The following is a 26,892-nucleotide window of genomic DNA, read 5'->3' as shown; positions in this document are numbered from 1 at the left end:
TAATCAGGGATAAGAGGAATTAATACATGGTGGGAAAATGCCGGATGGCGGATCGCGCCTTGTCCGGCCTGGAGATTTTGTCGGCCCGGTAAGCGAAAGCGCCACCGGGCACGCGATTACTCTGCCGCGCGCTCTTTCACACGCTTGAAGTTCACATCCATCTGCGGGTACGGGAAGCTGATACCGTTGGCGTCAAACTCGCGTTTAATACGCTCCAGCACATCCCAGTAGACACTTTGCAGGTCGCCGCTGTTACTCCAGACACGTACCACAAAGTTAATGGAGGAAGCCCCTAGCTCATTCAGACGCACCGTCATTTCTCGATCTTTCAGGATACGCTCGTCAGACTGGATGATATCGGTAAGGATTTTCTTCACCTGATCGATATCGGAATCGTAAGCTACACCGATAATAAATTCGTTACGGCGAACCGGTTCACGAGAGAAGTTGATGATATTCCCGGCGATGATTTTGCCGTTGGGGATCACCACAATCTTGCCATCTACGGTACGCATGGTCGTGGAGAAAATCTGCACGTTAAGTACGGTTCCGGCTACGCCGCCGAGGTCAACATACTCACTCGCACGGAACGGGCGGAACATCACCAGCAGCACACCTGCGGCAAGGTTAGACAACGAACCTTGTAATGCCAGACCAACGGCTAAACCTGCCGCACCGAGAACGGCAATCACCGAAGCCGTCTGCACCCCAACGCGCCCGAGGGCGGCAATTAGCGTGAACGCAATGATCCCATAGCGCACCAGCGCAGAGAGGAAGTCGGCTACGGTCGCATCAATCTTACGCGCCACCATCAGGCGGTTAACCGTGTTCGATACGATACGCGCCACAATCATACCGATAATAACAATGGCGATAGCCGCAACGATGTTGACGGCATAGCTCAACAGCAGTTCCTGGTTGCGGACCAGCCAGGTGCCCGCACCATTTATGCTGTCGACAACATTCAAATCTTCCATTTACTATTCCTTTTTTGCTTACCCAAACGGGAGAAATAAAGCCACCCCACCGGGGCGGGCAACCTGACAAGGGTAAACAATAAACCCAAATTTTGCCAAACAGATCACAGAATTCTCTGTAAACAGCACATTGAAATGGCAATAAAAAAGGCCCGCATTTGCGGGCCTCATGTCATGTAGAACGGCGTAAATTACAGAACGTCAACCGCGTTCAGTTCTTTGAAAGCCTGTTCCAGACGGGTGATCATGGTTGCCTGACCAGCACGCAGCCATACGCGCGGATCGTAGTATTTCTTGTTCGGCTGATCTTCGCCTTTCGGGTTGCCCAGCTGACCCTGCAGGTAAGCTTCGTTGGCTTTGTAGTAGTTCAGAACGCCTTCCCAGGTAGCCCATTGGGTATCGGTATCGATGTTCATTTTCACTACGCCGTAGCTTACGGAGTCTTTGATTTCCTGAGCAGTAGAACCGGAACCGCCGTGGAACACGAAGTTCAGGCTGTTGTGCGGCAGGTTATGTTTCTTAGAAACATAGTCCTGAGAATCACGCAGGATGGTCGGAGTCAGAACCACGTTGCCTGGCTTGTACACGCCGTGTACGTTGCCGAAGGAAGCAGCGATGGTGAAGCGCGGGCTGATTTTGCTCAGCTCAGTGAACGCGTAATCAACGTCTTCTGGTTGGGTGTACAGGGCAGAAGCGTCCATGTGGCTGTTGTCCACGCCGTCTTCTTCACCACCGGTGCAACCCAGTTCGATTTCCAGAGTCATGCCCATTTTGGACATACGCGCCAGATATTTGGAGCAGATTTCGATGTTCTCTTCCAAAGATTCTTCAGACAGGTCGATCATGTGAGAAGAGAACAGCGGTTTGCCCGTTGCTGCAAAGTGTTTTTCACCTGCGTCCAGCAGACCGTCGATCCACGGCAGCAGTTTCTTCGCGCAGTGGTCAGTGTGCAGGATAACCGGAACACCATAGTGTTCAGCCATCTGGTGAACGTGATGTGCGCCAGAGATAGCACCCAGGATTGCCGCGCCCTGAGGAACGTCGGACTTCACGCCTTTACCCGCGATGAAAGAAGCACCACCGTTGGAGAACTGAACGATTACCGGCGCTTTAACTTTTGCAGCGGTTTCCAGAACGGCGTTAATGGAGTCGGTACCAACGCAGTTAACAGCTGGCAGAGCAAAGTTGTTTTCTTTAGCTACCTGGAAAACTTTCTGAACGTCGTCGCCAGTGATGACGCCCGGTTTTACGAAATCAAAAATTTTAGACATGTTACGTAGTCCTGTATCTGTATCTTCGACCGTTGAAGAAGGTTCGCGAGCGTTTAAGCGCGCTGAAAAACAGGCGGGTCACCCCGCCTGAACTGAATTACTTCTTAGCGCGCTCTTCGAGCATCGCTACTGCTGGCAGGACTTTGCCTTCCACGAATTCGAGGAATGCGCCGCCGCCAGTAGAGATGTAGGAGATTTTGTCAGCAATACCGAACAGGTCGATTGCTGCCAGGGTGTCACCGCCGCCTGCGATAGAGAACGCTTCGCTGTCTGCGATCGCGTTAGCCACGATTTCAGTACCTTTGCGGAAGTTCGGGAATTCGAACACGCCAACCGGGCCGTTCCACAGAATGGTTTTCGCATTCTTCAGGATGTCAGCCAGCTGCTGTGCAGAAGCGTCGCCGATATCCAGAATCTGCTCGTCTTCTTTCACATCGCTAACGGATTTCAGCGTAGCCGGTGCAGTTTCAGAGAATTCAGTCGCTACGCGGACGTCGGTCGGGACCGGGATGTCGCAAGTGGTCAGCAGACGCTTAGCTTCGTCAACCAGGTCAGCTTCATACAGGGATTTACCCACGTTGTGGCCTTGAGCGGCAACGAAGGTGTTCGCGATACCACCGCCAACGATCAGCTGGTCAGCGATTTTTGACAGAGAATCCAGAACGGTCAGTTTGGTAGAAACTTTAGAACCACCAACAATGGCAACCATCGGACGAGCAGGTTCTTTCAGCGCTTTACCCAGTGCATCCAGCTCAGCTGCCAACAGCGGACCCGCACACGCTACATCAGCGAATTTACCGATACCATGAGTGGAAGCCTGTGCGCGGTGGGCCGTGCCGAAAGCGTCCATGACGAATACGTCGCACAGTGCGGCATATTTTTTGGACAGCGCTTCGTCGTCTTTCTTCTCGCCTTTGTTGAAGCGAACGTTTTCCAGAACCACCAGTTCACCGGCAGCGACTTCAACGCCGTCCAGGTAATCTTTTACCAGGCGAACCGGAGCAGACAGTTTGTCTTTCAGGTAGTTAACAACCGGCAGCAGAGAGAATTCTTCGTTGTACTCGCCTTCGGTAGGACGACCCAGGTGGGAAGTTACCATCACTTTAGCACCCTGTTTCAGGGCCAGTTCGATGGTTGGCAGGGAAGCACGGATACGCGCATCGCTGGTTACTTTCCCTTCTTTAACTGGTACGTTCAGATCCGCACGGATAAAAACACGTTTACCAGCAAGATCCAGATCGGTCATCTTAATTACAGACATGGTGAATCCTCTCGTTGATTCTTAAAGTTTTGCAAGCGCTCACGCGCCTTACCTGAAACCAATAGCAGCCATCGCTAACGTTGTGTCGAGCATACGGTTAGCAAAGCCCCATTCATTATCGCACCAGACCAGGGTCTTGATCAGGTGAGCGCCACTCACGCGCGTTTGCGTACCATCAACGATGGCGCTGTGCGGGTCGTGGTTAAAATCTACAGAGACCAACGGTAATTCCGTATAGTCAACTATACCATGAAATGCACCTTGTGCTGCTTTTTGCAGCAACTGGTTGACTTCACTGGCTTTTACCGGTTTTTTCACCGTCACGCTTAAGTCGATCGCCGTCACATTAATGGTCGGTACACGTACCGCAATCGCTTCAAAACGATCGTTAAATTGCGGAAAAATTCGTGTGATACCTGCCGCCAGTTTGGTATCAACCGGGATGATCGACTGGCTAGCCGCTCGCGTGCGACGCAGGTCGGGATGATAGGCATCAATAACCTGCTGATCGTGCATCGCGGAGTGGATCGTCGTGACGGTACCAGACTCGATGCCGTAAGCATCATCCAGCAATTTAATGACGGGAATTATACAATTCGTGGTGCAGGAGGCGTTGGAGACGATCCGGTGCTCAGCGCGCAGCTGATCCTGGTTAACGCCAAACACAACGGTTGCGTCGATGTCGGGACTACCAGGATGTGAAAAGAGCACTTTTTTAGCACCAGCGGCAATGTGCGCCTCGCCGTGTTCGCGGTTGCCGAAGACACCGGTGCAGTCCAGCACAACGTCGACGCCCAATTCACGCCACGGAAGCGCATCAAGGGTTCGCTCATGCAGAATGCGAATCGCGTCATCGCCAACGATGAGCTGGTCACGTTCCTGACGAACATCCCAGGCAAAACGCCCATGGCTGGTGTCATATTTCAACAAATGCGCCATGCCTGCGGCATCCGCCAGTTCGTTGATAGCCACCACGGTGATTTCCGCCCGACGCCCGGATTCATACAAAGCACGAACCACGTTACGTCCGATGCGACCGAAACCATTAATCGCTACGCGTACGGTCATAGGTCTCCTGCAAGGATTTCTCAGAAACGATGTGGTTGACAGAGTAATGCAGCAAACCGCTCAGGGAAACCTTACCTGTCGCAAACTGCGACTAATTGATTAATTGTCGAACATTTAATCGACTGAAACGCTTCAGCTAGAATAAGCGAAACAAGGAATAAAAGGAATGATTGTCCAGCAACAGAACACAGTTATCTGACCTGCGTCACATTTTAAGACCCTTCACGGCTAAATTTATTCCATATTCCAGAATTGCGAATAAGCGTAGCAAGATTATTTCGTTGCCGTGTCACAAATCCTGATTTATATCAGAAAGCTCCCTAACCTGCGTCTATATTATCAGCGCTACGTCCGAGTCTCGGAGTCCCTCAATAATGGCTACATTCAATCCTCAATCATCTGAAGCTCGCTTTCATGCGCTGCGTTTGTTACCCGGTCAGGAAGTCTTTTCTCAGCTACATGCTTTTGTCCAACAACACCAGTTGCAGGCGGCATGGATAGCAGGTTGTACCGGAAGCCTGACCAACGTCGCGTTACGCTACGCCGGGCGTGAAGAAACCACATTACTCACCGGTACCTGGGAAGTCATCGCCCTGAACGGCACGCTGGAACTTACTGGCGAACACCTCCATCTTGCGGTGTCCGATCCACAAGGCGCCATGCTGGGGGGCCACATGATGGCAGGCTGCACCGTGCGCACCACGCTGGAACTGGTCATTGGCGAGCTAACAAGTCTGGCATTTAGTCGTCAACCCTGCGCCGTTTCCGGTTATGACGAACTGGTTATTTCATCCCGCTAACGCTTCACTTAAAAGAGGTCTTCTATGGCGCGTCGCCAATTTTCCAGCCAGTCTCTGGTACTGATTGTCATTGCTATCGCTATCAACATGGTCGGGGGGCAGCTTATCAGTATGTTGAAATTGCCCATTTTTCTCGACTCCATTGGCACCTTAATTAGCGCGGTACTGTTAGGCCCGGTTGTGGGGATGTTGACCGGCTTGCTCACGAACCTGCTGTGGGGACTGCTGACCGATCCAATTGCAGCCGCCTTCGCTCCCGTAGCGATGGTTATCGGCCTGGTTGCTGGTTGGCTGGCGCGGGCTGGCTGGTTTCGCACCTTACCCAAAGTGGTCGTCAGCGGCGTGATCATCACCCTGGCCGTCACGCTTGTTGCCGTGCCTATCCGCACCACGTTGTTTGGTGGCGTCACCGGCAGCGGTGCTGATTTATTTGTCGCCTGGATGCATTCTGTCGGCCAGAACCTGGTTGAATCTGTTGCTATCACGGTTCTCGGCGCGAATCTGGTCGATAAAATTCTGACGGCGGTGATCGTCTGGGTACTGCTGCGTCAGCTTCCGCTACGCACGACTCGCCATTTCCCAACGATGTCTGCTGTGCGCTAAATGCACCCGTTTACGTCATTAGCGCTGTGGGCGCTCGCCGCCTGCACCACACTCCTGTTACCAGCAGGAGTACCACTTAGCCTGTACAGCACAGCAACCTTTCTCTGCTTGCTGTGTATGAAGGCGACACGACCGCGGGCGAAGTATGTCGTCTGGCTGGTGATCCCCTTCGGCCTGGGGCTGTGGCTGGTACATGGCGGATGGCTTACCGAATGGATCGGTGGGCAACCGCGCGAACCCGAGCGTTGGGCAAATGCCATTACGCTCTGGCTACGGATCCTGGCCATCGTATCCACGTCACAACTGTGGATGCAGTACGTTCCGGTCTCACGATTTATGCGCGCCCTGTTTGCTTCCCGTCTGCCGCCAGGTGTGGCCTACCTGTTTGCAGGGCCATTACTGGTCGTCGAACAGCTAAAACATCAGTTAGCGATTATTCATGAAGCCCAGCGCGCACGCGGCGTGCCGTTGGATGAGGGCTGGCACCAACGTTTACGTGCCATGCCCGCATTGATTGTGCCTCTTACCCATAATGCGCTCAACGATCTGGTTGTACGCGGTGCGGCGTTGGATATGCGGGGGTTTCGCCTGCATCGTACACGTACCACGCTGTGGGCACCGCCAGACAGCACCGTCCAGCGCCTGGCACGCTACGCCATGGTCGTACTGATGGTGGTCGAAACAGGAGTCTGGATATGGTTACGTTAGAACAGTTTTGCTATCTTCCGGCGCATGCCACACGTCCGCCCGCCCTCTTCAATTTCCACTACGCTGACCCCGGTATGGTGGCTATCTTTGGCGATAATGGCAGCGGGAAAAGTACGCTGGCACAACTGATAGCAGGCTGGTACCCCGATTTTCTTCCCGGGAAGATCGAAGGTAAAGGAACACTGCTGGGCAATCCTGTAGGACAATTGTCGCTCGTCGAACAATCATGCACCATCCAACTCGTACAACAATCACCTTATCTGCAACTGTCCGGTTGTACTTTTAGCGTTGAGGAGGAAGTGGCATTTGGCCCGGAAAACCTCTGTCTGGACGAGGCTGAAATTATGCGTCGAATTGACGCAGCCCTCACACTGACAGCATGTCAGCCACTACGTCATCGCCATCCCGGATCGCTTTCCGGCGGCGAAACCCAGCGGGTGGTGATTGCCAGTGCACTCGCCATGCTGCCGAAGATATTGATTCTCGATGAAGCGTTCAGCCGCCTGACGGCACAGGCAACTACGATGCTACTGGAGCGACTGCAGCAATGGGCACAGGAACATCAAGCATTGATTGTGTTGTTCGAGCGCAATCATTCCCCTTTCCTTAGCTACTGCCAGCAGGCGTGGCGACTGCACGACGGAGCACTCTCGCCATTATGCTAACGCTCAACCAGGTCAGCTATCGCTGGCCGAACGCCGCCGATGACTGCTTATGCACTATCTCGCTTGAACTCAGAGAAGGGGAATGGCTGGCCTTAACGGGCGATAATGGTGCCGGAAAATCCACATTGCTGCGCGTCATGGCCGGACTACTGTCCCCGTCGTCCGGCACAATCACCCTGCAGAGCCGTCCAATTGCGCAACTGAAAAACCGGGAGCGTGCTCAATCGCTCGGCGTCCTGTTTCAGGAAGCTGAAAATCAACTCTTTCACAGCAAGGTGGCAGAGGAAGTGGCTTTTGGATTGCGATTGCAGAAACGCCCTGCAACAGAAGTTGCGCAACGCACTGCAGCCGCACTGCAACTCTGCCAGTTAGAAGAGGTTGCCGATGCCCATCCACTGGATTTGCATACCGCGCAGCGCCGCATGGTCGCTGTTGCCAGTCTGGAGGCTATTGCACCCGCCATTTTGCTGCTTGATGAACCCAGCCGGGATTTTGACGCACACTGGCTGGGCGTATTCGAAAATTGGCTTGCGGTGTGTCGCGCACGAGGAACCAGCGTCGTCGCGATAAGTCATGATCCGGCGTTTACACAGCGCCACTTTTCCCGCATGGTGCGGCTTGAGTCCGGGCAACTGCACCCTGAACGGCTCTGATAAGCAAAAAAACGGGCCGCCTGAGCGACCCGTTTTCATCTGTAACCGTAATTACAGCAGTTCTTTTGCTTTCGCGACGACGTTGTCGACGGTAAAGCCGAACTCTTCAAACAGCAGTTCTGCCGGTGCAGACTCACCGAAGGTGGTCATCCCGACGATTGCGCCATTCAGACCCACGTATTTGAACCAGTAGTCAGCGATACCGGCTTCAATTGCCACACGCGCAGAGACCGCTTTTGGCAGTACGGATTCGCGGTAAGCCGCATCCTGCTTATCGAAAGCATCAGTAGACGGCATGGAGACCACGCGCGCTTTCACGCCTTCAGCAGTCAGTTTGTCCCATGCAGCCACCGCCAGCTCAACTTCAGAGCCGGTCGCGATGAAGATCAGTTCCGGCTGACCGGCACAGTCTTTCAGCACGTAGCCGCCGCGAGCGATGTTCGCCAGCTGTTCTGCAGTACGTTCCTGCTGCGCCAGGTTCTGACGGGAGAGGATCAGCGCGGTCGGGCCGTCCTGACGCTCAACACCGTATTTCCACGCCACGGCGGATTCAACCTGGTCACACGGACGCCATGTGCTCATGTTCGGGGTCACACGCAGAGAAGCAACCTGCTCTACCGGCTGGTGAGTCGGGCCATCTTCGCCCAGACCGATGGAGTCGTGGGTGTAGACCATCACCTGACGCTGTTTCATCAGCGCAGCCATACGCACCGCGTTACGGGCATATTCTACGAACATCAGGAAGGTAGAGGTGTACGGCAGGAAACCACCGTGCAGGGAGATACCGTTGGCGATAGCGGTCATACCGAATTCACGTACACCGTAATGGATGTAGTTACCGGCAGCATCTTCGTTAATCGCTTTAGAGCCAGACCAGATAGTCAGGTTTGATGGCGCCAGGTCGGCAGAGCCACCAAGGAATTCAGGCAGCAACGGACCAAATGCTTCAATCGCGTTCTGGGATGCTTTACGGCTGGCGATTTTGGACGGGTTCGCCTGCAGTTTAGCAATGAATTCGTTCGCTTTTGCGTCGAAATCAGACGGCATTTCGCCTTTCATACGACGGGTGAATTCAGCGGCTTCCTGCGGGAAGGCTTTGGCATAAGCAGCGAACTTCTCGTTCCATGCCGCTTCTTTCGCCTGACCGGCTTCTTTTGCATCCCACTGCGCGTAGATTTCAGACGGGATTTCAAACGGCGCGTATTTCCAGCCAAGCTGTTCGCGGGTCAGTGCGATCTCAGCATCGCCCAGCGGCGCACCGTGAGAGTCATGGGTGCCGGCTTTGTTCGGGGAACCGAAACCGATGATGGTTTTGCACATCAGCAGGGACGGTTTATCGGTAACCGCACGGGCTTCTTCAACGGCGCGCTTAATCGCGTCAGCATCGTGGCCATCAACGCCACGCACCACGTGCCAGCCGTAAGCTTCAAAGCGTTTGGCGGTGTCATCGGTGAACCAGCCTTCAACGTGGCCATCGATAGAGATGCCGTTGTCATCGTAGAACGCAACCAGTTTGCCCAGCTTCAGCGTACCGGCCAGGGAGCATACCTCGTGAGAGATACCTTCCATCATGCAGCCGTCGCCCATGAACGCATAGGTGAAGTGGTTAACAATGTCGTGGCCCGGACGGTTAAACTGCGCCGCCAGCGTTTTTTCAGCAATAGCCATACCCACTGCATTCGCAATACCCTGACCCAGAGGACCCGTCGTGGTTTCCACACCTGCGGTATAACCGACTTCCGGGTGTCCCGGGGTTTTGGAGTGCAGCTGACGGAAGTTCTGCAGCTCGGACATCGGCAGATCGTAGCCGGTGAGGTGCAGCAGACTATAAATCAGCATGGAGCCGTGGCCGTTGGACAGCACGAAGCGGTCACGGTCAGCCCAGGACGGGTTAGTCGGGTTGTGGTTCAGGAAATCACGCCACAGGACTTCGGCAATGTCAGCCATACCCATCGGGGCACCCGGGTGACCGGATTTGGCTTTCTGTACTGCGTCCATGCTCAGCGCACGAATAGCATTGGCAAGCTCTTTACGTGAGGACATTTTGACTCCAGATCGGATAATGAAGGCCGTGCCCTTAACGACTTGACGACAGCGCGTTTTGGGCTACGCCGGAAAAAAGTGCCAACAATGTAACCCAAGCCGCGTGTCATGTACATGGAGCATCCTTTTACTGTTTCAGAAATCTCTGGATCATGCGCGCATGTTGCGCAATCTACTCGCCCGCTTATTGTTCTTTTCTTTATACTTAGACTGAGCGTCGGTTTACCTGCAAACGACGCAATTTTTAGAATAATCCTGACTTTGTGCGGAAGAGAAAACATGAAAATTCGCGCTTTACTGCTTGCTATGAGCATGGCGACGGCATTGACCGGTTGCCAGAATATGGACTCCAATGGACTGCTTTCTTCTGGCGCAGAGGCGTTTCAGGCCTACAGCCTGAGCGATGCTCAGGTGAAAGCGCTCAGCGATCAGGCCTGTAAGGATATGGACAGCAAAGCTACCATCGCCCCGGCCAGCAGCGAATATGCGACGCGTCTTAGCAAAATCGCCACTGCGCTTGGCGACAACATTAACGGTCAGCCAGTGAACTACAAAGTCTATATGGCGAAAGATGTGAATGCCTTTGCCATGGCAAACGGCTGTATCCGTGTGTACAGCGGCCTGATGGATATGATGACTGACAACGAAGTCGAAGCGGTGATCGGCCATGAAATGGGCCACGTTGCGCTGGGTCACGTGAAAAAAGGTATGCAGGTTGCGCTAGGCACCAACGCCGTGCGTGCTGCAGCGGCATCTGCGGGCGGCATCGTCGGCAGCCTGTCGCAGTCACAACTGGGCGATCTTGGCGAGAAACTGGTGAATTCACAGTTCTCTCAACGCCAGGAATCCGAAGCGGATGATTACTCGTATGATTTGTTGCGCAAGCGCGGCATCAACCCGGCGGGTTTAGCCACCAGCTTTGAGAAACTGGCAAAACTGGAGGCAGGACGTCAAAGCTCAATGTTTGACGATCACCCGGCATCCGCAGAACGTGCGCAACATATTCGCGATCGCATGAGCGCGGACGGGATCAAATAACCGTTAATCGTGCCGGATGCGGCTTTGCCTTTCCGGCCTACAGCGGGTTGATACTTGTAGGCCGGATAAGCGCAGCGCCATCCGGCAAAAACAACTTATTCGCCTTTTTTGGCCGCCTGGATATACAGCATCTCCAGCGCTAACGTTGCCGCGGCCAGCGCGGTGATCTCTGACTGATCGTAAGCAGGCGCGACTTCTACAACGTCCATGCCGACGATATTCAGATCTTTCATACCACGTACCAGTTTGATTGCACGATCGGAAGTCAGGCCGCCGATCACCGGCGTACCGGTACCTGGGGCAAACGCAGGATCCAGACAGTCGATATCAAAGGTCAGATACACCGGCATATCACCGACAATCTGCTTAACCTGGGCGATGATGTCATCTACGCTGCGATCGTTCACCTGGCAGGCATCCAGCACGGTAAAGCCGTTGTCTTTGTCGAATTCGGTACGAATACCAATCTGCACAGAGTGATTCGGATCGATCAGACCTTCGTTCGGCGCAGTGTAGAACATGGTGCCGTGGTCGAATTCGCAGCCGTTAGCGTAGGTGTCGGTATGCGCATCAAAGTGCACCAGCGCCATTTTGCCAAAGTGCTTCGCGTGAGCACGCAGCAGCGGTAGCGTGACGAAGTGGTCACCACCAAAAGAGAGCATGCGCTTACCAGCAGCAAGCAGCTTCTCAGCATGCGCCTGCAGCTTTTCGCTCATTTCACGGGCATCGCCAAACGCATAAACCAGATCGCCGCAGTCCACGACGTTCAAACGTTCGCGCATATCGAAATTCCACGGGAAACGGTTGTGTTCCCAGGCCAGGTTAGTGGAAACCTGACGGATCGCCGCCGGACCATGACGCCCGCCCGCACGACCAGATGTTGCCATATCAAACGGTACGCCGGTGATTACCCAGTCGGCATCGCTATCGTATGGCATGAAGTTCATCGGCAGACGCAAAAAACCAAAGGCGTTAGAAACCAGGGAGTTGTCGTATTGATGACCTAAGGTGCTCATGTACTGACCTCTTATAAAATCGGTGAAAAAAAATCCCCTCCGCGTCGTTAAGCCCGACGAGGAAGGGATTGATTTACGTGACTACTTGTATGGGCGAATTATCGCCGTTAATTTGTACGGATTCAAGTGAGCGCCGTAAATGCCGCCCTCTCTACATCTGACTGCCGGATGGCGGTTGCACCTTATCCGGCCTACTTTCGTCGGTCCGGTAAGCGCAACACCAACGAACATTTACCGTTACTCGTCTTCGAGATAGGTATATCCGTACAGCCCTGCCTCAAACTCTTCGAGGAACTGTTGCTGCAACTCCGCGTCCAGATCGGTGTTTTTCACCTGATCACGGAACTGTGTCAGCAGGGTATTCGGATCAAGCTGCACGTACTGCAGCATGTCTGCCACGGTATCGCCCTCGTCAGACAACTCAACTTCGACACTACCGTCAGGGAAGACGAACACGTCAACCGCTTCGGTATCACCGAACAGGTTGTGCATGTTACCGAGGATCTCCTGATACGCCCCCACCATAAAGAAGCCCAGCATCGGCGGATTCTCCGGATCGTATTCCGGCATCGGCATGGTGGTGGCAATTCCGTCGCCGTCGACGTAGTGGTCGATAGCACCATCGGAGTCACAGGTAATGTCCAGCAGTACCGCCCGGCGTTCAGGGGCCTGGTTCAACCCTTCCAGCGGCATCACCGGGAACAGCTGATCGATACCCCACGCATCCGGCATCGACTGGAACAGAGAGAAGTTGACGTAAATCTTATCCGCCATACGCTCCTGCAGCTCGTCGATAATCGGACGATGCGCGCGGTTGCTCGGGTCGAGCTGTTTCTGCACTTCGTGACACATATTCAGATAGAGCTGTTCAGCCCATGCGCGTTCCTGCAGGCTAAAAGTACCTGAAGAGTAGCCAACGTGAATATCGTGCAGATCCATCTGGCTGTCGTGTAGCCATTCACGCAGCGAACGACGAGTTCCCGGCTCGTGCATCTCCTGCCACGTTTCCCACATACTTTGCAGGGCGCGCGGAGCATCTTCAGCCGGCGGTGTGGCTTCGGTGTGTTCGCTACGCTCAACGCCGATAATGTTCGACACCAGTACGGTATGATGTGCAGTAACAGCACGTCCAGATTCGGTGATCACCGTCGGGTGCGGCAAGCCATGTTCTTCACAGGCATCGCCAATCGCCCAGATAATATTGTTGGCGTATTCGTTCAGGCCGTAGTTCACAGAGCAGTCGGACTGCGAGCGGGTACCTTCATAGTCCACGCCCAGCCCCCCCCCCACATCGAAGCACTGGATATTGACGCCCAGTTTATGCAGTTCAACGTAGAAACGGGCTGATTCACGTACACCGGTAGCGATATCGCGAATGTTCGCCATCTGCGAACCAAGGTGGAAGTGCAGCAGTTGAATGCTGTCCAGACGACCGCGCTCGCGCAGAATTTCCACCAGTTGCAGCACCTGGTTTGCCGCCAGGCCAAACTTGGATTTCTCGCCGCCGGAAGACTGCCATTTACCGGACCCCTGGGAGGCCAGACGCGCACGAACACCGAGGCGTGGCACGACGTTCAGGCGCTCGGCTTCTTCCAGCACGATGGCGATTTCAGACATCTTCTCGATAACCAGATAGACCTTGTGGCCCATCTTCTCACCGACCAGCGCCAGGCGAATGTATTCGCGGTCTTTATAGCCGTTACACACGATCACGCTACGGGTCATCCCCGCGTGCGCCAGCACCGCCATCAGTTCCGCTTTCGAACCCGCTTCCAGACCTAACGGTTCGCCAGAGTGGATCAGCGATTCAATAACACGGCGATGCTGGTTTACTTTGATCGGGTAAACCAGGAAGTAGTCGCCGTTGTAGCCGTATGATTCACGTGCACGTTTGAACGCCGCGTTAATCGAGCGCAGACGATGCTGCAGGATCTGCGGGAAGCAAAACAGCGCAGGCAGGCGTTGCCCCTGTGCTTCACGGGCTTTTACCAGTTCGGCGAGATCGACACGCGCTTCTGGGACGTCAGGGTCCGGGCACACGCTAATGTGGCCTAATTCATTGACGTCGTAATAATTATTACCCCACCAGGCAATATTGTATGTACGCAGCATCTTGCTGGCTTCCTGGGAACTCATTGCAACCTCCTGCATGGAGCGTAGTACACCGTGTTCGCCTGCTGACGAAGGCGAACCCAAAGAAATGTCGTCAGACATAGCGAACCTCAAATTTTATTAACAAGTGTAAAACAGTTGACTACTATCGCAATCCGAAGACGCGATAACAACCCAAATACAGGCAGAATTTGCAGCAGATAGTGCTGACGCTCCGACTGTGCGACCGGTTTCTTTTTCATATCAATGTAAACACGTAACCGAACTTAATGCTGACGGTTCGGCGAAACCACGAGAAAACTCTTGTTTACCAAGAGCGCCCTTGTTCAGTTCTTAGTGGCCGTTACCGGCTCTTGAGTCCTGAGAAGCGCCGAGATGGGTATAACATCGGCAGGTATGCAAGATGCAGATTGCGGGGGACATATGTACACCAGAACGGTGCGACAGATTCAGCAGAATACAACGGTTCATTATCTCGTATCACCTCCACGGTTGCTCCTTACGGAACGAACCCACAAGCCAAAGCTAAAGTGTTAACCCGGCTGGAAGTGGCAACACGATGAAAACGTCGTGTGCTTTTTGTCTATCCTAAATAATTCGAGTTGCGGGAAGGCGGCAACGCAGAGAGTCCCCGGGAGCTTACATGAGTAAGTGACTGGGGCGAGCGAGGAGCCAACGCACATGCAACTTGAAGTATGACGGATATGAGCCGCGCGCCGCGTTTTATACCGATAACATAGTCAAAATGCAAAAGATAAATATGCACATTGCCAGCACCGTCAGGAAAAATTTCCAGTTACATTTTCAGTACAATGCGACCTCAATCAAAAAAAGCTGGAAATCAGGCGAAGAACTGTCCTAAAATAGCCGTCCAGATGTTAATCCATCTATACCGATTAACACTCAGACTGCCAGTGTCCGTCATCTGCAGACTCATGGTAGAATCTTCTACACATGGCTATTCCACTCGACAGTTTGAGCTAACCAAATTCTCCTTAGGTGAAATTAAATATGGCAAAACACCTTTTTACGTCCGAGTCCGTATCAGAAGGGCATCCTGACAAAATCGCTGACCAAATCTCTGATGCCGTGCTGGATGCAATCCTTGAGCAGGATCCGAAAGCACGCGTTGCCTGCGAAACCTACGTCAAGACCGGAATGGTTTTAGTTGGCGGTGAGATCACCACCAGCGCATGGGTTGATATCGAAGAGATCACCCGTAACACGGTTCGCGAAATTGGCTATGTGCATTCCGACATGGGCTTTGACGCCAACTCTTGTGCGGTACTGAGCGCGATTGGTAAACAGTCTCCGGACATCAACCAGGGTGTTGACCGTGCCGATCCGCTGGAACAGGGCGCAGGCGACCAGGGCCTGATGTTTGGTTATGCAACCAACGAAACCGACGTGCTGATGCCAGCACCTATTACCTATGCTCACCGTCTGGTGCAGCGTCAGGCTGAAGTGCGTAAAAACGGCACCTTATCCTGGCTGCGTCCGGATGCAAAAAGCCAGGTAACCTTCCAGTATGACGACGGCAAAATCGTCGGTATTGATGCCGTGGTTCTGTCTACTCAGCACTCTGAAGATATCGACCAGAAATCGCTGCAAGAAGCCGTTATGGAAGAGATCATCAAGCCGGTACTGCCGACCGAATGGCTGACCGCTGCGACCAAATTCTTTATCAACCCAACGGGTCGTTTTGTGATCGGCGGCCCGATGGGCGACTGCGGTCTGACCGGTCGTAAAATCATCGTTGATACCTACGGCGGCATGGCGCGTCACGGTGGCGGTGCATTCTCCGGTAAAGATCCGTCTAAAGTTGACCGTTCTGCGGCCTACGCTGCACGTTATGTGGCGAAAAATATCGTCGCTGCAGGCCTGGCAGACCGTTGTGAGATTCAGGTTTCCTACGCTATCGGTGTAGCCGAACCGACCTCTATCATGGTTGAAACCTTTGGTACCGAAAAAGTGCCTTCAGAGCAGCTGACCCTTCTGGTGCGTGAGTTCTTCGACCTGCGTCCATACGGTCTGATTCAGATGCTGGATCTACTGCACCCGATCTACAAAGAAACCGCAGCTTACGGTCACTTTGGTCGTGAACATTTCCCATGGGAAAAAACCGACAAGGCACAGTTGCTGCGCGACGCTGCCGGTCTGAAGTAATTTAAAACAGACTTAACGCTTATGAAGACCAGCCTCGCGCTGGTCTTTTTTTATACCCATTTTCTCTCCCACATCCATCACTAAATCGCGCTGATCGCTATTGTTTTAAATGAAAATGAAAGCGATTACATCACGCCACATTTCCCTCTACCTTGAATTAACATATCTTAGCCAGCACACTTTCATCACTGTTACATGACCTTTCATCATTGTCTTAAAACCAGGCGAATGACATTATTTAATCACAATAAATAATGTTAACTTTCAATGAATTAACTTATAACCCACACGAATGTCAGTGTAAGCGATTACACTAATGTGATGTGATTCGCATTTTTTTACCCCGTACTCACCTACCCTTAACATCAACAAAACTAGTTACCCAACCGGAGGGCATCATGCCTGACTATAAAAAAGCGGGGCGTTCCAACAAAGCCATGACATTCTTTGTCTGCTTCCTTGCCGCCCTGGCAGGATTACTTTTTGGCCTGGATATCGGTGTTATTGCGGGTGCTTTACCTTTCATCACCGATGAGTTCCAAATTACTGCACACACTCAGGAATGGGTGGTGAGCTCCATGATGTTTGGTGCAGCTGTCGGCGCTGTCGGTAGCGGCTGGCTCTCCTTCAAACTGGGTCGTAAAAAAAGCCTGATGATCGGCGCCATCCTGTTTGTTGCCGGTTCGCTGTTCTCCGCCGCGGCGCCAAACGTGGAAGTACTGCTGGTTTCTCGCGTACTGCTGGGTCTGGCAGTTGGCGTTGCGTCTTATACCGCGCCGCTGTACCTGTCTGAAATCGCGCCGGAAAAAATTCGCGGCAGCATGATCTCTATGTATCAGTTGATGATCACCATCGGTATTTTAGGCGCGTATCTTTCCGATACAGCGTTTAGCTACAGCGGCGCATGGCGCTGGATGCTGGGCGTGATCATCATCCCGGCGTTGTTACTGCTGGTTGGCGTTATCTTCCTGCCAGACAGCCCGCGCTGGTTCGCGGCTAAACGTCGCTTTGTCGATGCCGAACGCGTCCTGTTGCGCCTGCGTGATACCAGTGCAGAAGCTAAGCGCGAGCTGGATGAGATTCGTGAAAGCCTGCAGGTAAAACAGAGTGGCTGGGCGCTGTTTAAAGAAAACAGCAACTTCCGTCGCGCGGTGTTCCTGGGCGTACTGTTACAGGTGATGCAGCAGTTCACTGGGATGAACGTCATCATGTACTACGCGCCAAAAATCTTTGAACTGGCGGGTTATACCAATACCACTGAACAGATGTGGGGGACCGTTATTGTCGGTCTGACTAACGTGCTGGCAACCTTTATCGCCATTGGCCTGGTTGACCGTTGGGGACGTAAACCTACGCTGATCCTCGGCTTTATCGTGATGGCCGTCGGTATGGGCGTACTGGGGACAATGATGCACGTGGGTATTCACTCGGCAGCCGCTCAATACTTCGCGGTGCTGATGCTGCTGATGTTTATTGTTGGTTTCGCCATGAGCGCCGGTCCGCTGATTTGGGTACTGTGCTCTGAAATTCAGCCGCTGAAAGGCCGCGATTTCGGTATCACCTGCTCTACCGCAACCAACTGGATAGCCAACATGATTGTCGGCGCAACCTTCCTGACGATGCTGAACTCGCTGGGCAGCGCCAACACCTTCTGGGTCTACGGTGGCCTGAACGTACTGTTCATCTTCCTGACCCTGTGGCTGATTCCGGAAACCAAAAACGTCTCTTTGGAACACATCGAACGTAACCTGATGAAAGGTCGTAAACTGCGCGAAATTGGCGCACACGACTAATCACCAAAGGCTTCCTCCCCAGCGGAGGAAGCCTTCCTCTTGCAGTCCCTTCCCTGTCGCACTATCCTCTGGCGTTATGAAAACCTCCCGTCTTCCCATCGCTATCCAGCAAGCCGTTATGCGCAGCCTGCGGGAAAAACTCGCACAGGCCAATCTCAAGCTCGAGCGTAATTATCCGGAACCTAAGCTGGTGTACCAACAGCGCGGCACCGCTGCAGGCACCGCGTGGTTACAAACCTACGAAATCCGCCTCAATCCGGTACTGTTGACGGAGAATGTCGACGCATTCGTGAATGAGGTGGTTCCACATGAACTGGCACACTTGCTGGTGTGGAAGCACTTTGGCCGCGTGCCACCACATGGCAAAGAGTGGAAATGGATGATGGAAAGCGTGCTGGGCGTCCCGGCCCGACGCACGCATCAGTTTGAACTGCAATCGGTGCAGCGCAAGACCTTTACCTACCGCTGTAAGTGTCAGGAGCACCAACTGACCGTCCGTCGACATAACCGTGTTGTACGCGGTGAGGCCACCTACCGCTGCGTCCACTGCGGTGAGCCGCTGATTGCAGAATAATCTTCAGAATTATCAGGAACTTTTCTGTTCTAACTGATTGCATACAGGAACAACTTTCGCTACGTTGCGGGCTCGTTTTGACACGGAGTTCGTGATGTACCGTAATCTTTCTTTTGCAGCGGCCCTGTTAGCCGCTGCGTTTTCAGGTCCGGTTTTAGCCGAAGGCATCAACAGTTTTTCTCAGGCAAAAGCGGCAGGCGTCAAAGTTAACGCCGATGCGCCGGGCGATTTCTATTGTGGCTGTAAAATTAACTGGCAAGGCAAAAAAGGGGTCGTGGACCTCGAGTCCTGCGGCTATAAAGTACGAAAAAATGAAAACCGCGCCAGCCGAATTGAGTGGGAACACGTGGTTCCGGCATGGCAATTTGGCCATCAGCGCCAGTGCTGGCAGGACGGAGGGCGTAAAAACTGCGCCAAAGATCCGGTCTATCGCAAGATGGAAAGCGATATGCATAACCTGCAGCCGGCAGTAGGTGAAGTCAATGGCGATCGCGCAAACTTCATGTACAGCCAGTGGAACGGCGGCGAAGGCCAATATGGACAGTGCGCCATGAAAGTCGACTTCAAAGAGAAAGTTGCCGAGCCGCCAGCCCGCGCCCGTGGCGCTATTGCACGCACCTACTTTTACATGCGTGACCAGTACGACCTGACGCTCTCCCGCCAACAAACCCAGCTTTTTAACGCCTGGAATAAGCAATATCCGGTCACCGACTGGGAGTGTGAACGTGATGAACGTATTGCAAAGATACAGGGTAACCATAACCCATATGTGCAACGCGCTTGCCAGGCGCAAAAGAGCTAACCTACACTAGCGTCAATATTTTTAACCATGCCCTGGCCTTTAATAGCTCAGGGCCATGACGCGGATGTTTAACTATGCGCATTCCCCGCATTTATCACCCTGAGCCAATCACTTCCGGTAGCCAAATTTCACTGTGTGAGGATGCCGCCAATCATATTGGTCGCGTACTGCGTATGGGACCCGGCCAGGCGCTACAGCTATTTGACGGCAGCAATCAGGTATTTGACGCCGAAATCACCCATGCCAGTAAGAAAAGCGTGGACGTGAAGGTACTTAACGCCGAGCTCGACGATCGTGAATCACCGTTGCATATCCATCTTGGACAAGTCATGTCACGTGGCGAAAAAATGGAATTCACTATCCAAAAATCGATCGAACTGGGTGTAAGCCTCATTACGCCACTTTTTTCTGAGCGCTGCGGCGTTAAACTGGACAGTGAACGCCTGAACAAGAAGCTCCAGCAGTGGCAGAAAATTGCCATTGCCGCCTGCGAACAGTGCGGTCGTAACCGGGTACCTGAAATTCGCCCGGCAATGGATCTGGAAACATGGTGCGCCGAACAAGACGAAGGGTTGAAGCTGAACCTGCACCCGCGCGCCAGCGCCAGTATTAACACACTGCCGCTACCCGTAGAGCGTATCCGCTTGCTGATTGGCCCGGAAGGTGGGCTGTCGGCAGATGAAATTGCCATGACCGCACGTTATCAGTTTACTGATATCCTGTTAGGACCTCGCGTTCTGCGTACAGAGACAACTGCGCTCACCGCCATTACCGCGCTTCAGGTGCGTTTTGGCGATCTGGGCTAAGGCATAAACGGAGAAGAACATGATTAAGCTCGGCATCGTGATGGACCCCATCGCAAGCATCAACATCAAGAAAGATTCCAGCTTTGCTATGCTGCTGGAAGCACAACGTCGTGGTTATGAACTTCACTATATGGAGATGGCCGATCTTTATCTGGAAAACGGGGAAGCCCGCGCCCGTACGCGTACTCTGAGCGTCGAGCAGAACTACGACAAATGGTATGAGTTCAACAACGAACAGGATCTACCGCTGGCAGACCTGGACGTCATCCTGATGCGTAAGGACCCCCCGTTTGATACTGAGTTCATCTACGCAACCTACATTCTGGAACGTGCAGAAGAACAAGGGACGCTGATCGTTAACAAGCCGCAGAGTCTGCGTGATTGCAACGAAAAGCTGTTCACCGCCTGGTTCGCCGACCTGACACCGGAAACGCTGGTCACGCGTAACAAGGCACAGCTGAAAGCTTTCTGGCAAAAGCACAACGACATTATTCTCAAACCGCTGGACGGTATGGGCGGCGCATCTATCTTCCGCGTGAAGGAAGGCGATCCGAACCTCGGCGTGATTGCCGAAACGTTGACCGAGCACGGCACCCGCTACTGCATGGCGCAAAACTATCTGCCCGCAATTAAAGACGGCGACAAGCGTGTCCTGGTCGTCGATGGCGAACCTGTACCGTATTGCCTGGCGCGTATTCCGCAGGGTGGAGAAACCCGAGGCAACCTGGCCGCAGGTGGTCGTGGCGAACCGCGTCCATTAACCGACAGCGACTGGGAAATTGCCCGTCGCATTGGGCCAACGCTGAAAGCGAAAGGTTTGATTTTTGTCGGTCTGGATATCATTGGTGATCGCCTGACGGAAATTAACGTTACCAGCCCAACCTGTATTCGTGAAATCGAAGCGGAATTCCCGGTCTCTATTACCGGAATGCTGATGGATGCCATTGAAGCGCGTTTGCAGAAATAAATATGTTGCCGGATAGCGACGCCATCGCGTCTTATCCGGCCTGAAATTACACCCCGCAGGCCAGATTAGGCGAAGCCATCATCCGGCAATGCTATCTTCAGAGGGTGACATCTTCGAGCTTTGCCCACATACTGGGCTCTGTTGCTTTTTTGAACCAGGAAACAGAACCTCTGACAATGAATTTACAGCATCACTTTCTGATTGCCATGCCTGCTCTCCAGGATCCGATTTTCCGCCGCGCCGTGGTGTACATCTGTGAACATAATGAGAACGGTGCGATGGGGATTATCGTCAATAAACCCCTGGAAAACCTACAGATTGAAGGGATTCTGGAAAAACTGAAGATCACGCCTGAAGGACGCGATCCGTCCATCCGTCTGGATAAAGCAGTGATGCTTGGCGGCCCGTTGGCGGAAGACCGCGGATTTATTCTGCATACCCCGCCCGCCCGTTTTGCATCCAGTATCTTAATTTCCGATAACACTATCATCACGACATCCCGCGATGTTTTAGAAACCTTAGGCACCCAGGAACAACCGTCCGAAGTGCTGGTCGCATTAGGTTATTCATCCTGGGAAAAGGGTCAACTGGAACAAGAACTGTTGGATAACGCCTGGCTCACCGCCCCCGCCGATCTCAATATTTTGTTTAAAACACCGATCGCCGATCGCTGGCGCGACGCTGCAAAACTTATCGGCATAGATATTTTGACCATGCCTGGCGTGGCGGGACATGCATAATGAGCGAAACGTTACTCTCGTTTGATTTTGGAACCAAAAGCATTGGTGTGGCGATTGGTCAACGAATTACCGGCACAGCCAGACCCCTGCCTGCAATCAAAGCGCAGGACGGTACGCCGGACTGGAATTTGATTGAACGCCTGCTAAAAGAGTGGCAACCAGATGAAATCATCGTCGGCCTGCCGCTCAATATGGATGGTACTGAGCAACCCCTGACCGCACGCGCACGCAAATTTGCCAACCGCATTCATGGCCGTTTCGGTGTCACCGTGACATTGCATGACGAACGGCTAAGTACCGTCGAAGCCCGCTCCGGCCTGTTTGAACAAGGCGGTTATCGGGCGTTGAATAAAGGCAAAGTAGACTCCGCGTCAGCCGTTGTGATCCTCGAAAGCTATTTCGAACAGGGCTACTAAAGCCGCCCCTGCGCCTGTCGCTGTTGATAGCTTTGAGCAAATGTCTGCATGCCTGATTGCTGCCCGGTTTGTATCACGCCGGGTAGCTGGTGGTTCTTCCCTTCGCGGATCAGGTTGCCAACGGCGGGTGTATTAACGAGCAGTTCAAATAACGCCACCCGTCCGCCCTGCTTATCTTCCTCCAGTTTCTGTGAAAGCACTGCCCGCAGGCTATCCGCCAGTTGATTACGCACGGGATCTTTCTCTGATGCCGCAAAAGTGTCTACCAGCCGCGCAATGGCTTGTGCAGCCCCACGCGTGTGTAGCGTTGCCAGCACCAGATGCCCCGTCTCCGCCGCCGTTAACGCCAGCCGGATGGTTTCTACGTCGCGCAGCTCGCCCAGCAAAATGACGTCGGGATCTTCACGTAGCGCGCCGCGCAAGCCGGCGGCAAAAGAAGCACAGTGTGCGCCCACCTCCCGTTGTTGAATAAGACAGCGCTGGCTGGTGTAGCGATATTCAATCGGGTCTTCCAGCGTCAGAATATGCCCCCCAACATGTTGATTAAGGTGCTCCACCATCGCAGCCAATGTGGTCGACTTGCCGCTACCCGTGGCTCCCGTAACCAGAATTAACCCATTTTCACTGCGCAGCAGGTCAGGAATGAGCGCGGGTGTCTGGAGTTCGTCTAACTGAGGGCAGGCAAGCGGCAGCAATCTCAGTGCCAGCGAAACGCCCTGCTGGTGAGTGAATGCGCTGGCGCGTAGACGCCGGGAATCTGCCAGCGCAACAGCAAAATCAATTTGCCCCTGCTCACGCCACTGTACCTGCTGTTGATCATTGAGCCAGTACATCAGCAGTGTCTCTACGTCCGGCGTAGTAAATGGCGCGATTTCGACCTTTCCGCGTATGCGCCAACGCGCAGGCCATGCATTGCACAGGTGTAGATCCGACACGTTATGCTTTACACTAAGGGCCACTATTTCTTCCATATTCATATGAACATCCTCGGAAAATGAACGATATCGCGCATAACCTGGCACATGTCCGGGACAAAATCTCAGCCGCCGCGACGCGTTGCGGGCGGTCTTCAGAAGAAGTTACGTTGCTTGCAGTCAGTAAAACCAAACCTGCGAGCGCCATCGAAGAAGCCATTACCGCAGGGCAGCGAGCCTTCGGTGAAAACTATGTTCAGGAAGGCGTGGATAAGATCCGCTACTTCCAGGAAAAAGGCGTCAACGATCTGCAGTGGCACTTTATCGGCCCGCTGCAGTCCAACAAAAGTCGTCTGGTCGCCGAGCACTTTGACTGGTGCCATACGATCGACCGTCTGCGTATCGCTGCCCGTCTGAGCGAACAGCGCCCGGCGGAACTGCCGCCGCTCAATGTACTGATTCAAATTAATATCAGCGATGAGAACAGTAAGTCAGGCATTCCGCTGGCAGAGCTTGATGCATTAGCCGCTGAAGTCGCCGCACTGCCGCGCATTACCCTGCGTGGTCTGATGGCGATTCCGGCTCCAGAGTCAGATTATGTAAGGCAGTTTGAAGTTGCACAGCAAATGGCTGTAGCATTTGCCGGGTTGAAAACACGCTACCCAGATATCGACACCCTCTCACTGGGGATGTCTGATGATATGGATGCCGCCATCGCGGCGGGTAGCACGATGGTGCGCATTGGCACTGCCATTTTTGGTGCTCGTGATTACACTAAAAAATAAGGAAAACTAAGGAACACCATGAATACGTTGACCTTCCTGCTCTCAACGGTAATTGAGCTGTATACCATGGCGCTGCTACTGCGCGTGTGGATGCAATGGTCTCGCTGCGATTTTTACAACCCGTTCTCACAGTTTATTGTGAAAATCACCCAACCCATTATTGGACCATTACGCCGCATTATTCCCCCGATGGGGCCGATCGACAGCGCATCGGCATTGGTTGCGCTGGTTCTCAGCTTTATCAAAGCCATCGTGCTGTTTAAGGTGGTGACGTTCCAGCCGATCATCTGGATCGCCGCCGTGCTGATCGTACTGAAGACTATCGGATTGCTGATTTTCTGGGTGCTGCTGGTGATGGCGATTATGAGCTGGGTCAGCCAGGGCCGCAGTCCTGTAGAGTACGTGCTGATTCAACTGGCAGATCCGCTGCTGCGTCCTATCCGTCGCATACTTCCAGGCATGGGCGGGATCGATTTCTCCCCAATGATTCTGGTTCTGCTGCTCTACGTTATTAACATGGGCATCGCGGAAGTGTTACAGGCGACAGGCAACATGCTGCTGCCGGGGCTGTGGATGGCGCTATGAGTGCCGTTACACCCTGCGACGACGGTTTGGTTTTACGGCTCTATATTCAGCCTAAAGCCAGCCGTGACAGTATTGTGGGTTTACATGGCGACGAAGTTAAAGTCGCCATTACCGCCCCACCCGTAGATGGCCAGGCCAATAGCCATCTGGTGAAGTTTCTCGGCAAACAGTTCCGTGTGGCAAAAAGCCAGGTCGTCATTGAGAAGGGCGAGCTTGGACGTCACAAACAGGTTAAAATCATTCATCCGCAACAGATCCCGCCCGAAATTGCGGCGTTAACTGATTAGGTATCCCATGCAAAAAGTTGTCCTCGCGACCGGCAATGCCGGTAAAGTGCGTGAACTCGCCTCTCTTCTGAGTGATTTCGGTCTTGATGTTGTTGCCCAAACGGATCTGGGTGTTGATTCTGCAGAAGAGACCGGACTGACGTTTATTGAAAACGCTATTCTGAAGGCGCGTCATGCCGCGCAAATTACTGGCTTACCGGCCATTGCTGATGACTCAGGTCTGGCAGTAAATGCCCTTGGCGGCGCGCCGGGTATCTATTCAGCCCGCTATTCCGGCGAAGATGCGACCGATCAGCAGAACCTGGAAAAACTGCTTCACACCCTGCAGGATGTACCTGATGACAAACGCCAGGCGCAGTTCCATTGTGTGCTGGTGTATATGCGCCATGCAGACGATCCTACACCTGTTGTGTGCCACGGAAGCTGGCCGGGCGTGATTACCCGCGAACCGGCCGGAAACGGTGGTTTTGGCTACGACCCGATCTTCTTTGTGCCGTCTGAAGGGAAAACCGCGGCTGAACTAACTCGTGAAGAAAAGAGTGCGATTTCTCACCGCGGACAGGCGCTGAAGCTGTTGCTGGATGCCCTGCGTAATGGTTAAGCTTCCGCCGCTAAGTCTTTATATTCATATCCCGTGGTGCGTGCAGAAATGCCCGTACTGCGACTTCAACTCGCATGCACTAAAGGGCGAAGTCCCTCATGACGACTATGTGCAGCATCTGCTGAGCGATCTGGATACTGAGGTGGCCCACGCCCAGGGACGTGAAGTAAAGACGATTTTTATCGGTGGTGGTACGCCGAGCCTGCTTTCTGGCCCGGCGATGCAAACGCTGCTCGACGGCGTGCGCGCACGGCTGAATCTGGCGGCAGATGCAGAAATCACGATGGAGGCTAATCCCGGGACGGTGGAAGCCGATCGCTTTGTGGATTATCAACGCGCTGGCGTAAACCGTATCTCGATTGGCGTACAGAGCTTTAGCTCCGCCAAACTTGAGCGTCTGGGACGTATTCACGGGCCGGAAGAAGCCAAACGAGCAGCACACCTGGCGAGCGGTCTGGGGCTACGCAGCTTTAACCTCGACCTGATGCATGGCTTACCGGATCAGACGCTGGAAGAAGCGCTGGGCGATTTACAGCAGGCCATCGCGCTCAACCCGCCACATCTTTCCTGGTATCAACTGACTATTGAACCCAACACGCTGTTCGGATCTCGTCCTCCCGTATTACCAGACGATGACGCGCTGTGGGATATTTTTGAACAAGGTCACCGGTTGCTGACCGCTGCCGGATATCAGCAGTATGAGACCTCAGCTTATGCAAAGCCGGGCTATCAATGTCAGCACAACCTGAACTACTGGCGCTTTGGTGACTATCTTGGCATTGGCTGCGGCGCACACGGTAAAGTCACCTTCCCGGACGGGAGCATCCTGCGCACCACCAAAACGCGGCATCCACGCGGCTATATGCAAGGGCGTTATCTCGAAAGCCAGCGTGATGTTGCTGAAGCCGATAAGCCGTTCGAATTCTTTATGAATCGTTTCCGGCTGCTGGAAGCCGCGCCACGCGCTGAATTCACTCAGTACACCGGGCTTCGCGAAGAGGTTATTCGTCAACAGATTGAAGAGGCTATTGCGCAGGGCTATTTGAGCGAGTGCGATGAGTACTGGCAGATTACCCAGCACGGTAAGCTGTTTTTAAACTCACTGCTGGAACTGTTTCTGGCGGAGTAATACGCTTACGATGTAGCCGGATAAGGCCTTGAGCCGTATCCGGCAAATTGCCTGATGACGCTACGCTTATCAGGCCTACAGGGTTAGGGCGATAAGCGCAGCCATCTTCAGC

General features: G+C 53.5%; 29 protein-coding genes. 19 read left to right on the top strand and 10 right to left on the bottom strand.

What is annotated here, in order from left to right; genetic code table 11:
* Positions 1–116: 116 nt before the first annotated feature.
* The 4 genes from RYZ59_RS14215 to epd form a co-directional block, all read right to left on the bottom strand.
* Positions 117–977, bottom strand: coding sequence for a small-conductance mechanosensitive channel MscS (locus tag RYZ59_RS14215; RefSeq protein ID WP_137382635.1), 861 nt, complete (start codon positions 975–977; stop codon positions 117–119).
* A gap of 191 nt (positions 978–1,168) precedes the next feature.
* Positions 1,169–2,248, bottom strand: coding sequence for a class II fructose-bisphosphate aldolase (gene fbaA, locus RYZ59_RS14210; RefSeq protein ID WP_135324390.1), 1,080 nt, complete (start codon positions 2,246–2,248; stop codon positions 1,169–1,171).
* A gap of 97 nt (positions 2,249–2,345) precedes the next feature.
* Positions 2,346–3,509, bottom strand: coding sequence for a phosphoglycerate kinase (pgk, locus tag RYZ59_RS14205; protein ID WP_003027032.1), 1,164 nt, complete (start codon positions 3,507–3,509; stop codon positions 2,346–2,348).
* Positions 3,510–3,557: 48 nt separating this feature from the next.
* Complete coding sequence (gene epd / locus RYZ59_RS14200) at positions 3,558–4,577, bottom strand: erythrose-4-phosphate dehydrogenase (protein WP_137399006.1); 1,020 nt, start codon at positions 4,575–4,577, stop codon at positions 3,558–3,560.
* Between the two features lie 374 nt (positions 4,578–4,951).
* On the opposite strand from epd, the gene RYZ59_RS14195 reads away from it, so the two are divergent.
* From RYZ59_RS14195 to RYZ59_RS14175, 5 genes are read left to right on the top strand one after another with little or no spacing between them, the layout of a single operon-like run.
* Positions 4,952–5,377 carry a PPC domain-containing DNA-binding protein gene (locus RYZ59_RS14195; protein WP_318048585.1) on the top strand — a complete coding sequence of 142 codons (426 nt, stop codon included), beginning with the start codon at positions 4,952–4,954 and terminating at the stop codon, positions 5,375–5,377.
* A 24-nt stretch (positions 5,378–5,401) separates the two neighbouring features.
* Positions 5,402–5,980 carry an ECF transporter S component gene (locus RYZ59_RS14190; RefSeq protein ID WP_137382632.1) on the top strand — a complete coding sequence of 193 codons (579 nt, stop codon included), beginning with the start codon at positions 5,402–5,404 and terminating at the stop codon, positions 5,978–5,980.
* Positions 5,981–6,688, top strand: a complete 708-nt coding sequence (locus RYZ59_RS14185) for an energy-coupling factor transporter transmembrane component T (protein WP_318048587.1) — start codon at positions 5,981–5,983, stop codon at positions 6,686–6,688.
* Positions 6,676–7,353: an energy-coupling factor ABC transporter ATP-binding protein gene (locus tag RYZ59_RS14180; RefSeq protein ID WP_318048589.1), complete on the top strand. Its 678-nt coding sequence runs from the start codon at positions 6,676–6,678 to the stop codon at positions 7,351–7,353. The genes RYZ59_RS14185 and RYZ59_RS14180 overlap by 13 nt, the downstream gene beginning before the upstream one ends.
* Complete coding sequence (locus RYZ59_RS14175; RefSeq protein ID WP_318048590.1) at positions 7,347–8,006, top strand: ABC transporter ATP-binding protein; 660 nt, start codon at positions 7,347–7,349, stop codon at positions 8,004–8,006. Before RYZ59_RS14180 ends, RYZ59_RS14175 begins: the two co-directional genes overlap by 7 nt.
* A 51-nt stretch (positions 8,007–8,057) precedes the next feature.
* On the opposite strand, the gene tkt is transcribed toward RYZ59_RS14175, so the two are convergent.
* Positions 8,058–10,049: a transketolase gene (tkt, locus tag RYZ59_RS14170; protein WP_318048591.1), complete on the bottom strand. Its 1,992-nt coding sequence runs from the start codon at positions 10,047–10,049 to the stop codon at positions 8,058–8,060.
* 279 nt (positions 10,050–10,328) lie between these two features.
* Here tkt and RYZ59_RS14165 point away from each other — a divergent pair, with 279 nt between their 5' ends.
* Positions 10,329–11,087: a M48 family metallopeptidase gene (locus RYZ59_RS14165; protein WP_318048592.1), complete on the top strand. Its 759-nt coding sequence runs from the start codon at positions 10,329–10,331 to the stop codon at positions 11,085–11,087.
* Between the two features lie 95 nt (positions 11,088–11,182).
* On the opposite strand, the gene speB is transcribed toward RYZ59_RS14165, so the two are convergent.
* The 4 genes from speB to RYZ59_RS14145 all read right to left on the bottom strand — a co-directional run bounded on the left by speB (position 11,183) and on the right by RYZ59_RS14145 (position 14,686).
* Positions 11,183–12,103, bottom strand: a complete 921-nt coding sequence (gene speB / locus RYZ59_RS14160) for an agmatinase (RefSeq protein WP_318048593.1) — start codon at positions 12,101–12,103, stop codon at positions 11,183–11,185.
* A gap of 237 nt (positions 12,104–12,340) precedes the next feature.
* Complete coding sequence (gene speA, locus RYZ59_RS14155; protein ID WP_318048595.1) at positions 12,341–14,317, bottom strand: biosynthetic arginine decarboxylase; 1,977 nt, start codon at positions 14,315–14,317, stop codon at positions 12,341–12,343.
* Between the two features lie 8 nt (positions 14,318–14,325).
* Positions 14,326–14,457 carry an acid stress response protein YqgB gene (gene yqgB, locus RYZ59_RS14150; protein WP_003027062.1) on the bottom strand — a complete coding sequence of 44 codons (132 nt, stop codon included), beginning with the start codon at positions 14,455–14,457 and terminating at the stop codon, positions 14,326–14,328.
* 91 nt (positions 14,458–14,548) lie between these two features.
* The gene (locus tag RYZ59_RS14145) at positions 14,549–14,686 is read right to left on the bottom strand and encodes a hypothetical protein (protein WP_269149342.1); all 138 of its coding nucleotides are present in this window, start codon (positions 14,684–14,686) and stop codon (positions 14,549–14,551) included.
* Positions 14,687–15,226: 540 nt separating this feature from the next.
* Here RYZ59_RS14145 and metK point away from each other — a divergent pair.
* The 8 genes from metK to ruvX all read left to right on the top strand — a co-directional run bounded on the left by metK (position 15,227) and on the right by ruvX (position 22,479).
* Entirely contained in the window at positions 15,227–16,381 is a 1,155-nt protein-coding gene (gene metK / locus RYZ59_RS14140; protein WP_137382623.1) for a methionine adenosyltransferase, read from the top strand.
* Positions 16,382–16,779: 398 nt separating this feature from the next.
* Positions 16,780–18,174, top strand: a complete 1,395-nt coding sequence (galP, locus tag RYZ59_RS14135) for a galactose/proton symporter (RefSeq protein ID WP_137382622.1) — start codon at positions 16,780–16,782, stop codon at positions 18,172–18,174.
* 76 nt (positions 18,175–18,250) lie between these two features.
* Positions 18,251–18,748, top strand: a complete 498-nt coding sequence (locus RYZ59_RS14130; RefSeq protein WP_202037798.1) for a SprT family zinc-dependent metalloprotease — start codon at positions 18,251–18,253, stop codon at positions 18,746–18,748.
* Between the two features lie 94 nt (positions 18,749–18,842).
* Complete coding sequence (gene endA, locus RYZ59_RS14125; RefSeq protein WP_202037797.1) at positions 18,843–19,550, top strand: deoxyribonuclease I; 708 nt, start codon at positions 18,843–18,845, stop codon at positions 19,548–19,550.
* Positions 19,551–19,624: 74 nt separating this feature from the next.
* Positions 19,625–20,356 (top strand): 16S rRNA (uracil(1498)-N(3))-methyltransferase, encoded by a 732-nt coding sequence (gene rsmE, locus RYZ59_RS14120; protein WP_202037796.1) that lies wholly within the window; start codon positions 19,625–19,627, stop codon positions 20,354–20,356.
* 19 nt (positions 20,357–20,375) lie between these two features.
* A complete protein-coding gene (gene gshB, locus RYZ59_RS14115) occupies positions 20,376–21,323 on the top strand; it encodes a glutathione synthase (protein ID WP_202037795.1) in 948 nt (315 codons plus the stop codon).
* Positions 21,324–21,499: 176 nt separating this feature from the next.
* Positions 21,500–22,063 carry a YqgE/AlgH family protein gene (locus tag RYZ59_RS14110; protein WP_170974365.1) on the top strand — a complete coding sequence of 188 codons (564 nt, stop codon included), beginning with the start codon at positions 21,500–21,502 and terminating at the stop codon, positions 22,061–22,063.
* Positions 22,063–22,479, top strand: coding sequence for a Holliday junction resolvase RuvX (gene ruvX / locus RYZ59_RS14105; RefSeq protein WP_182269195.1), 417 nt, complete (start codon positions 22,063–22,065; stop codon positions 22,477–22,479). The genes RYZ59_RS14110 and ruvX overlap by 1 nt, the downstream gene beginning before the upstream one ends.
* Here the strand turns inward: ruvX and RYZ59_RS14100 are convergent.
* Positions 22,476–23,456 carry a type IV pilus twitching motility protein PilT gene (locus tag RYZ59_RS14100; RefSeq protein ID WP_318048596.1) on the bottom strand — a complete coding sequence of 327 codons (981 nt, stop codon included), beginning with the start codon at positions 23,454–23,456 and terminating at the stop codon, positions 22,476–22,478. The two genes, ruvX and RYZ59_RS14100, sit on opposite strands and share 4 nt — an antisense overlap.
* Before the next feature lie 17 nt (positions 23,457–23,473).
* On the opposite strand from RYZ59_RS14100, the gene RYZ59_RS14095 reads away from it, so the two are divergent.
* Genes RYZ59_RS14095 through hemW form a run of 5 tightly spaced genes read left to right on the top strand, consistent with a single transcriptional unit; the run spans position 23,474 to position 26,780 of the window.
* Positions 23,474–24,178 (top strand): YggS family pyridoxal phosphate-dependent enzyme, encoded by a 705-nt coding sequence (locus tag RYZ59_RS14095; RefSeq protein WP_318048597.1) that lies wholly within the window; start codon positions 23,474–23,476, stop codon positions 24,176–24,178.
* Between the two features lie 18 nt (positions 24,179–24,196).
* Positions 24,197–24,763 (top strand): YggT family protein, encoded by a 567-nt coding sequence (locus RYZ59_RS14090; protein WP_003825417.1) that lies wholly within the window; start codon positions 24,197–24,199, stop codon positions 24,761–24,763.
* Positions 24,760–25,050, top strand: a complete 291-nt coding sequence (gene yggU / locus RYZ59_RS14085) for a DUF167 family protein YggU (RefSeq protein WP_003027101.1) — start codon at positions 24,760–24,762, stop codon at positions 25,048–25,050. The genes RYZ59_RS14090 and yggU overlap by 4 nt, the downstream gene beginning before the upstream one ends.
* 7 nt (positions 25,051–25,057) lie before the next feature.
* Entirely contained in the window at positions 25,058–25,651 is a 594-nt protein-coding gene (locus RYZ59_RS14080) for an XTP/dITP diphosphatase (protein ID WP_079938668.1), read from the top strand.
* Positions 25,644–26,780, top strand: coding sequence for a radical SAM family heme chaperone HemW (gene hemW, locus RYZ59_RS14075; protein WP_318048598.1), 1,137 nt, complete (start codon positions 25,644–25,646; stop codon positions 26,778–26,780). The genes RYZ59_RS14080 and hemW overlap by 8 nt, the downstream gene beginning before the upstream one ends.
* Positions 26,781–26,892: the final 112 nt, after the last annotated feature.

The organism is Citrobacter sp. HN-141, from assembly GCF_033341895.1.
In the GTDB taxonomy this organism is placed as follows: Bacteria; Pseudomonadota; Gammaproteobacteria; order Enterobacterales; family Enterobacteriaceae; genus Citrobacter.
Note: the sequence above shows the minus strand (reverse complement) of the source record. Positions and strands in the feature narration are given on the sequence as shown.

Excerpts from the sequence above, each read along its gene's own strand:
- tkt (WP_318048591.1), bottom strand. The coding sequence starts at position 10,049 with ATGTCCTCACGTAAAGAGCTTGCCAATGCTATTCGTGCGCTGAGCATG.
- RYZ59_RS14145 (WP_269149342.1), bottom strand. The coding sequence starts at position 14,686 with ATGAACCGTTGTATTCTGCTGAATCTGTCGCACCGTTCTGGTGTACAT.
- hemW (WP_318048598.1), top strand. The coding sequence starts at position 25,644 with ATGGTTAAGCTTCCGCCGCTAAGTCTTTATATTCATATCCCGTGGTGC.
- galP (WP_137382622.1), top strand. The coding sequence starts at position 16,780 with ATGCCTGACTATAAAAAAGCGGGGCGTTCCAACAAAGCCATGACATTC.
- epd (WP_137399006.1), bottom strand. The coding sequence starts at position 4,577 with ATGACCGTACGCGTAGCGATTAATGGTTTCGGTCGCATCGGACGTAAC.
- yqgB (WP_003027062.1), bottom strand. The coding sequence starts at position 14,457 with ATGAAAAAGAAACCGGTCGCACAGTCGGAGCGTCAGCACTATCTGCTG.
- RYZ59_RS14080 (WP_079938668.1), top strand. The coding sequence starts at position 25,058 with ATGCAAAAAGTTGTCCTCGCGACCGGCAATGCCGGTAAAGTGCGTGAA.
- RYZ59_RS14195 (WP_318048585.1), top strand. The coding sequence starts at position 4,952 with ATGGCTACATTCAATCCTCAATCATCTGAAGCTCGCTTTCATGCGCTG.
- fbaA (WP_135324390.1), bottom strand. The coding sequence starts at position 2,248 with ATGTCTAAAATTTTTGATTTCGTAAAACCGGGCGTCATCACTGGCGAC.
- RYZ59_RS14175 (WP_318048590.1), top strand. The coding sequence starts at position 7,347 with ATGCTAACGCTCAACCAGGTCAGCTATCGCTGGCCGAACGCCGCCGAT.
- RYZ59_RS14095 (WP_318048597.1), top strand. The coding sequence starts at position 23,474 with ATGAACGATATCGCGCATAACCTGGCACATGTCCGGGACAAAATCTCA.
- gshB (WP_202037795.1), top strand. The coding sequence starts at position 20,376 with ATGATTAAGCTCGGCATCGTGATGGACCCCATCGCAAGCATCAACATC.
- speB (WP_318048593.1), bottom strand. The coding sequence starts at position 12,103 with ATGAGCACCTTAGGTCATCAATACGACAACTCCCTGGTTTCTAACGCC.
- RYZ59_RS14165 (WP_318048592.1), top strand. The coding sequence starts at position 10,329 with ATGAAAATTCGCGCTTTACTGCTTGCTATGAGCATGGCGACGGCATTG.
- RYZ59_RS14180 (WP_318048589.1), top strand. The coding sequence starts at position 6,676 with ATGGTTACGTTAGAACAGTTTTGCTATCTTCCGGCGCATGCCACACGT.
- metK (WP_137382623.1), top strand. The coding sequence starts at position 15,227 with ATGGCAAAACACCTTTTTACGTCCGAGTCCGTATCAGAAGGGCATCCT.
- speA (WP_318048595.1), bottom strand. The coding sequence starts at position 14,317 with ATGTCTGACGACATTTCTTTGGGTTCGCCTTCGTCAGCAGGCGAACAC.
- RYZ59_RS14190 (WP_137382632.1), top strand. The coding sequence starts at position 5,402 with ATGGCGCGTCGCCAATTTTCCAGCCAGTCTCTGGTACTGATTGTCATT.
- endA (WP_202037797.1), top strand. The coding sequence starts at position 18,843 with ATGTACCGTAATCTTTCTTTTGCAGCGGCCCTGTTAGCCGCTGCGTTT.
- RYZ59_RS14100 (WP_318048596.1), bottom strand. The coding sequence starts at position 23,456 with ATGAATATGGAAGAAATAGTGGCCCTTAGTGTAAAGCATAACGTGTCG.
- rsmE (WP_202037796.1), top strand. The coding sequence starts at position 19,625 with ATGCGCATTCCCCGCATTTATCACCCTGAGCCAATCACTTCCGGTAGC.
- yggU (WP_003027101.1), top strand. The coding sequence starts at position 24,760 with ATGAGTGCCGTTACACCCTGCGACGACGGTTTGGTTTTACGGCTCTAT.
- RYZ59_RS14090 (WP_003825417.1), top strand. The coding sequence starts at position 24,197 with ATGAATACGTTGACCTTCCTGCTCTCAACGGTAATTGAGCTGTATACC.
- RYZ59_RS14130 (WP_202037798.1), top strand. The coding sequence starts at position 18,251 with ATGAAAACCTCCCGTCTTCCCATCGCTATCCAGCAAGCCGTTATGCGC.
- RYZ59_RS14110 (WP_170974365.1), top strand. The coding sequence starts at position 21,500 with ATGAATTTACAGCATCACTTTCTGATTGCCATGCCTGCTCTCCAGGAT.
- RYZ59_RS14215 (WP_137382635.1), bottom strand. The coding sequence starts at position 977 with ATGGAAGATTTGAATGTTGTCGACAGCATAAATGGTGCGGGCACCTGG.
- ruvX (WP_182269195.1), top strand. The coding sequence starts at position 22,063 with ATGAGCGAAACGTTACTCTCGTTTGATTTTGGAACCAAAAGCATTGGT.
- pgk (WP_003027032.1), bottom strand. The coding sequence starts at position 3,509 with ATGTCTGTAATTAAGATGACCGATCTGGATCTTGCTGGTAAACGTGTT.
- RYZ59_RS14185 (WP_318048587.1), top strand. The coding sequence starts at position 5,981 with ATGCACCCGTTTACGTCATTAGCGCTGTGGGCGCTCGCCGCCTGCACC.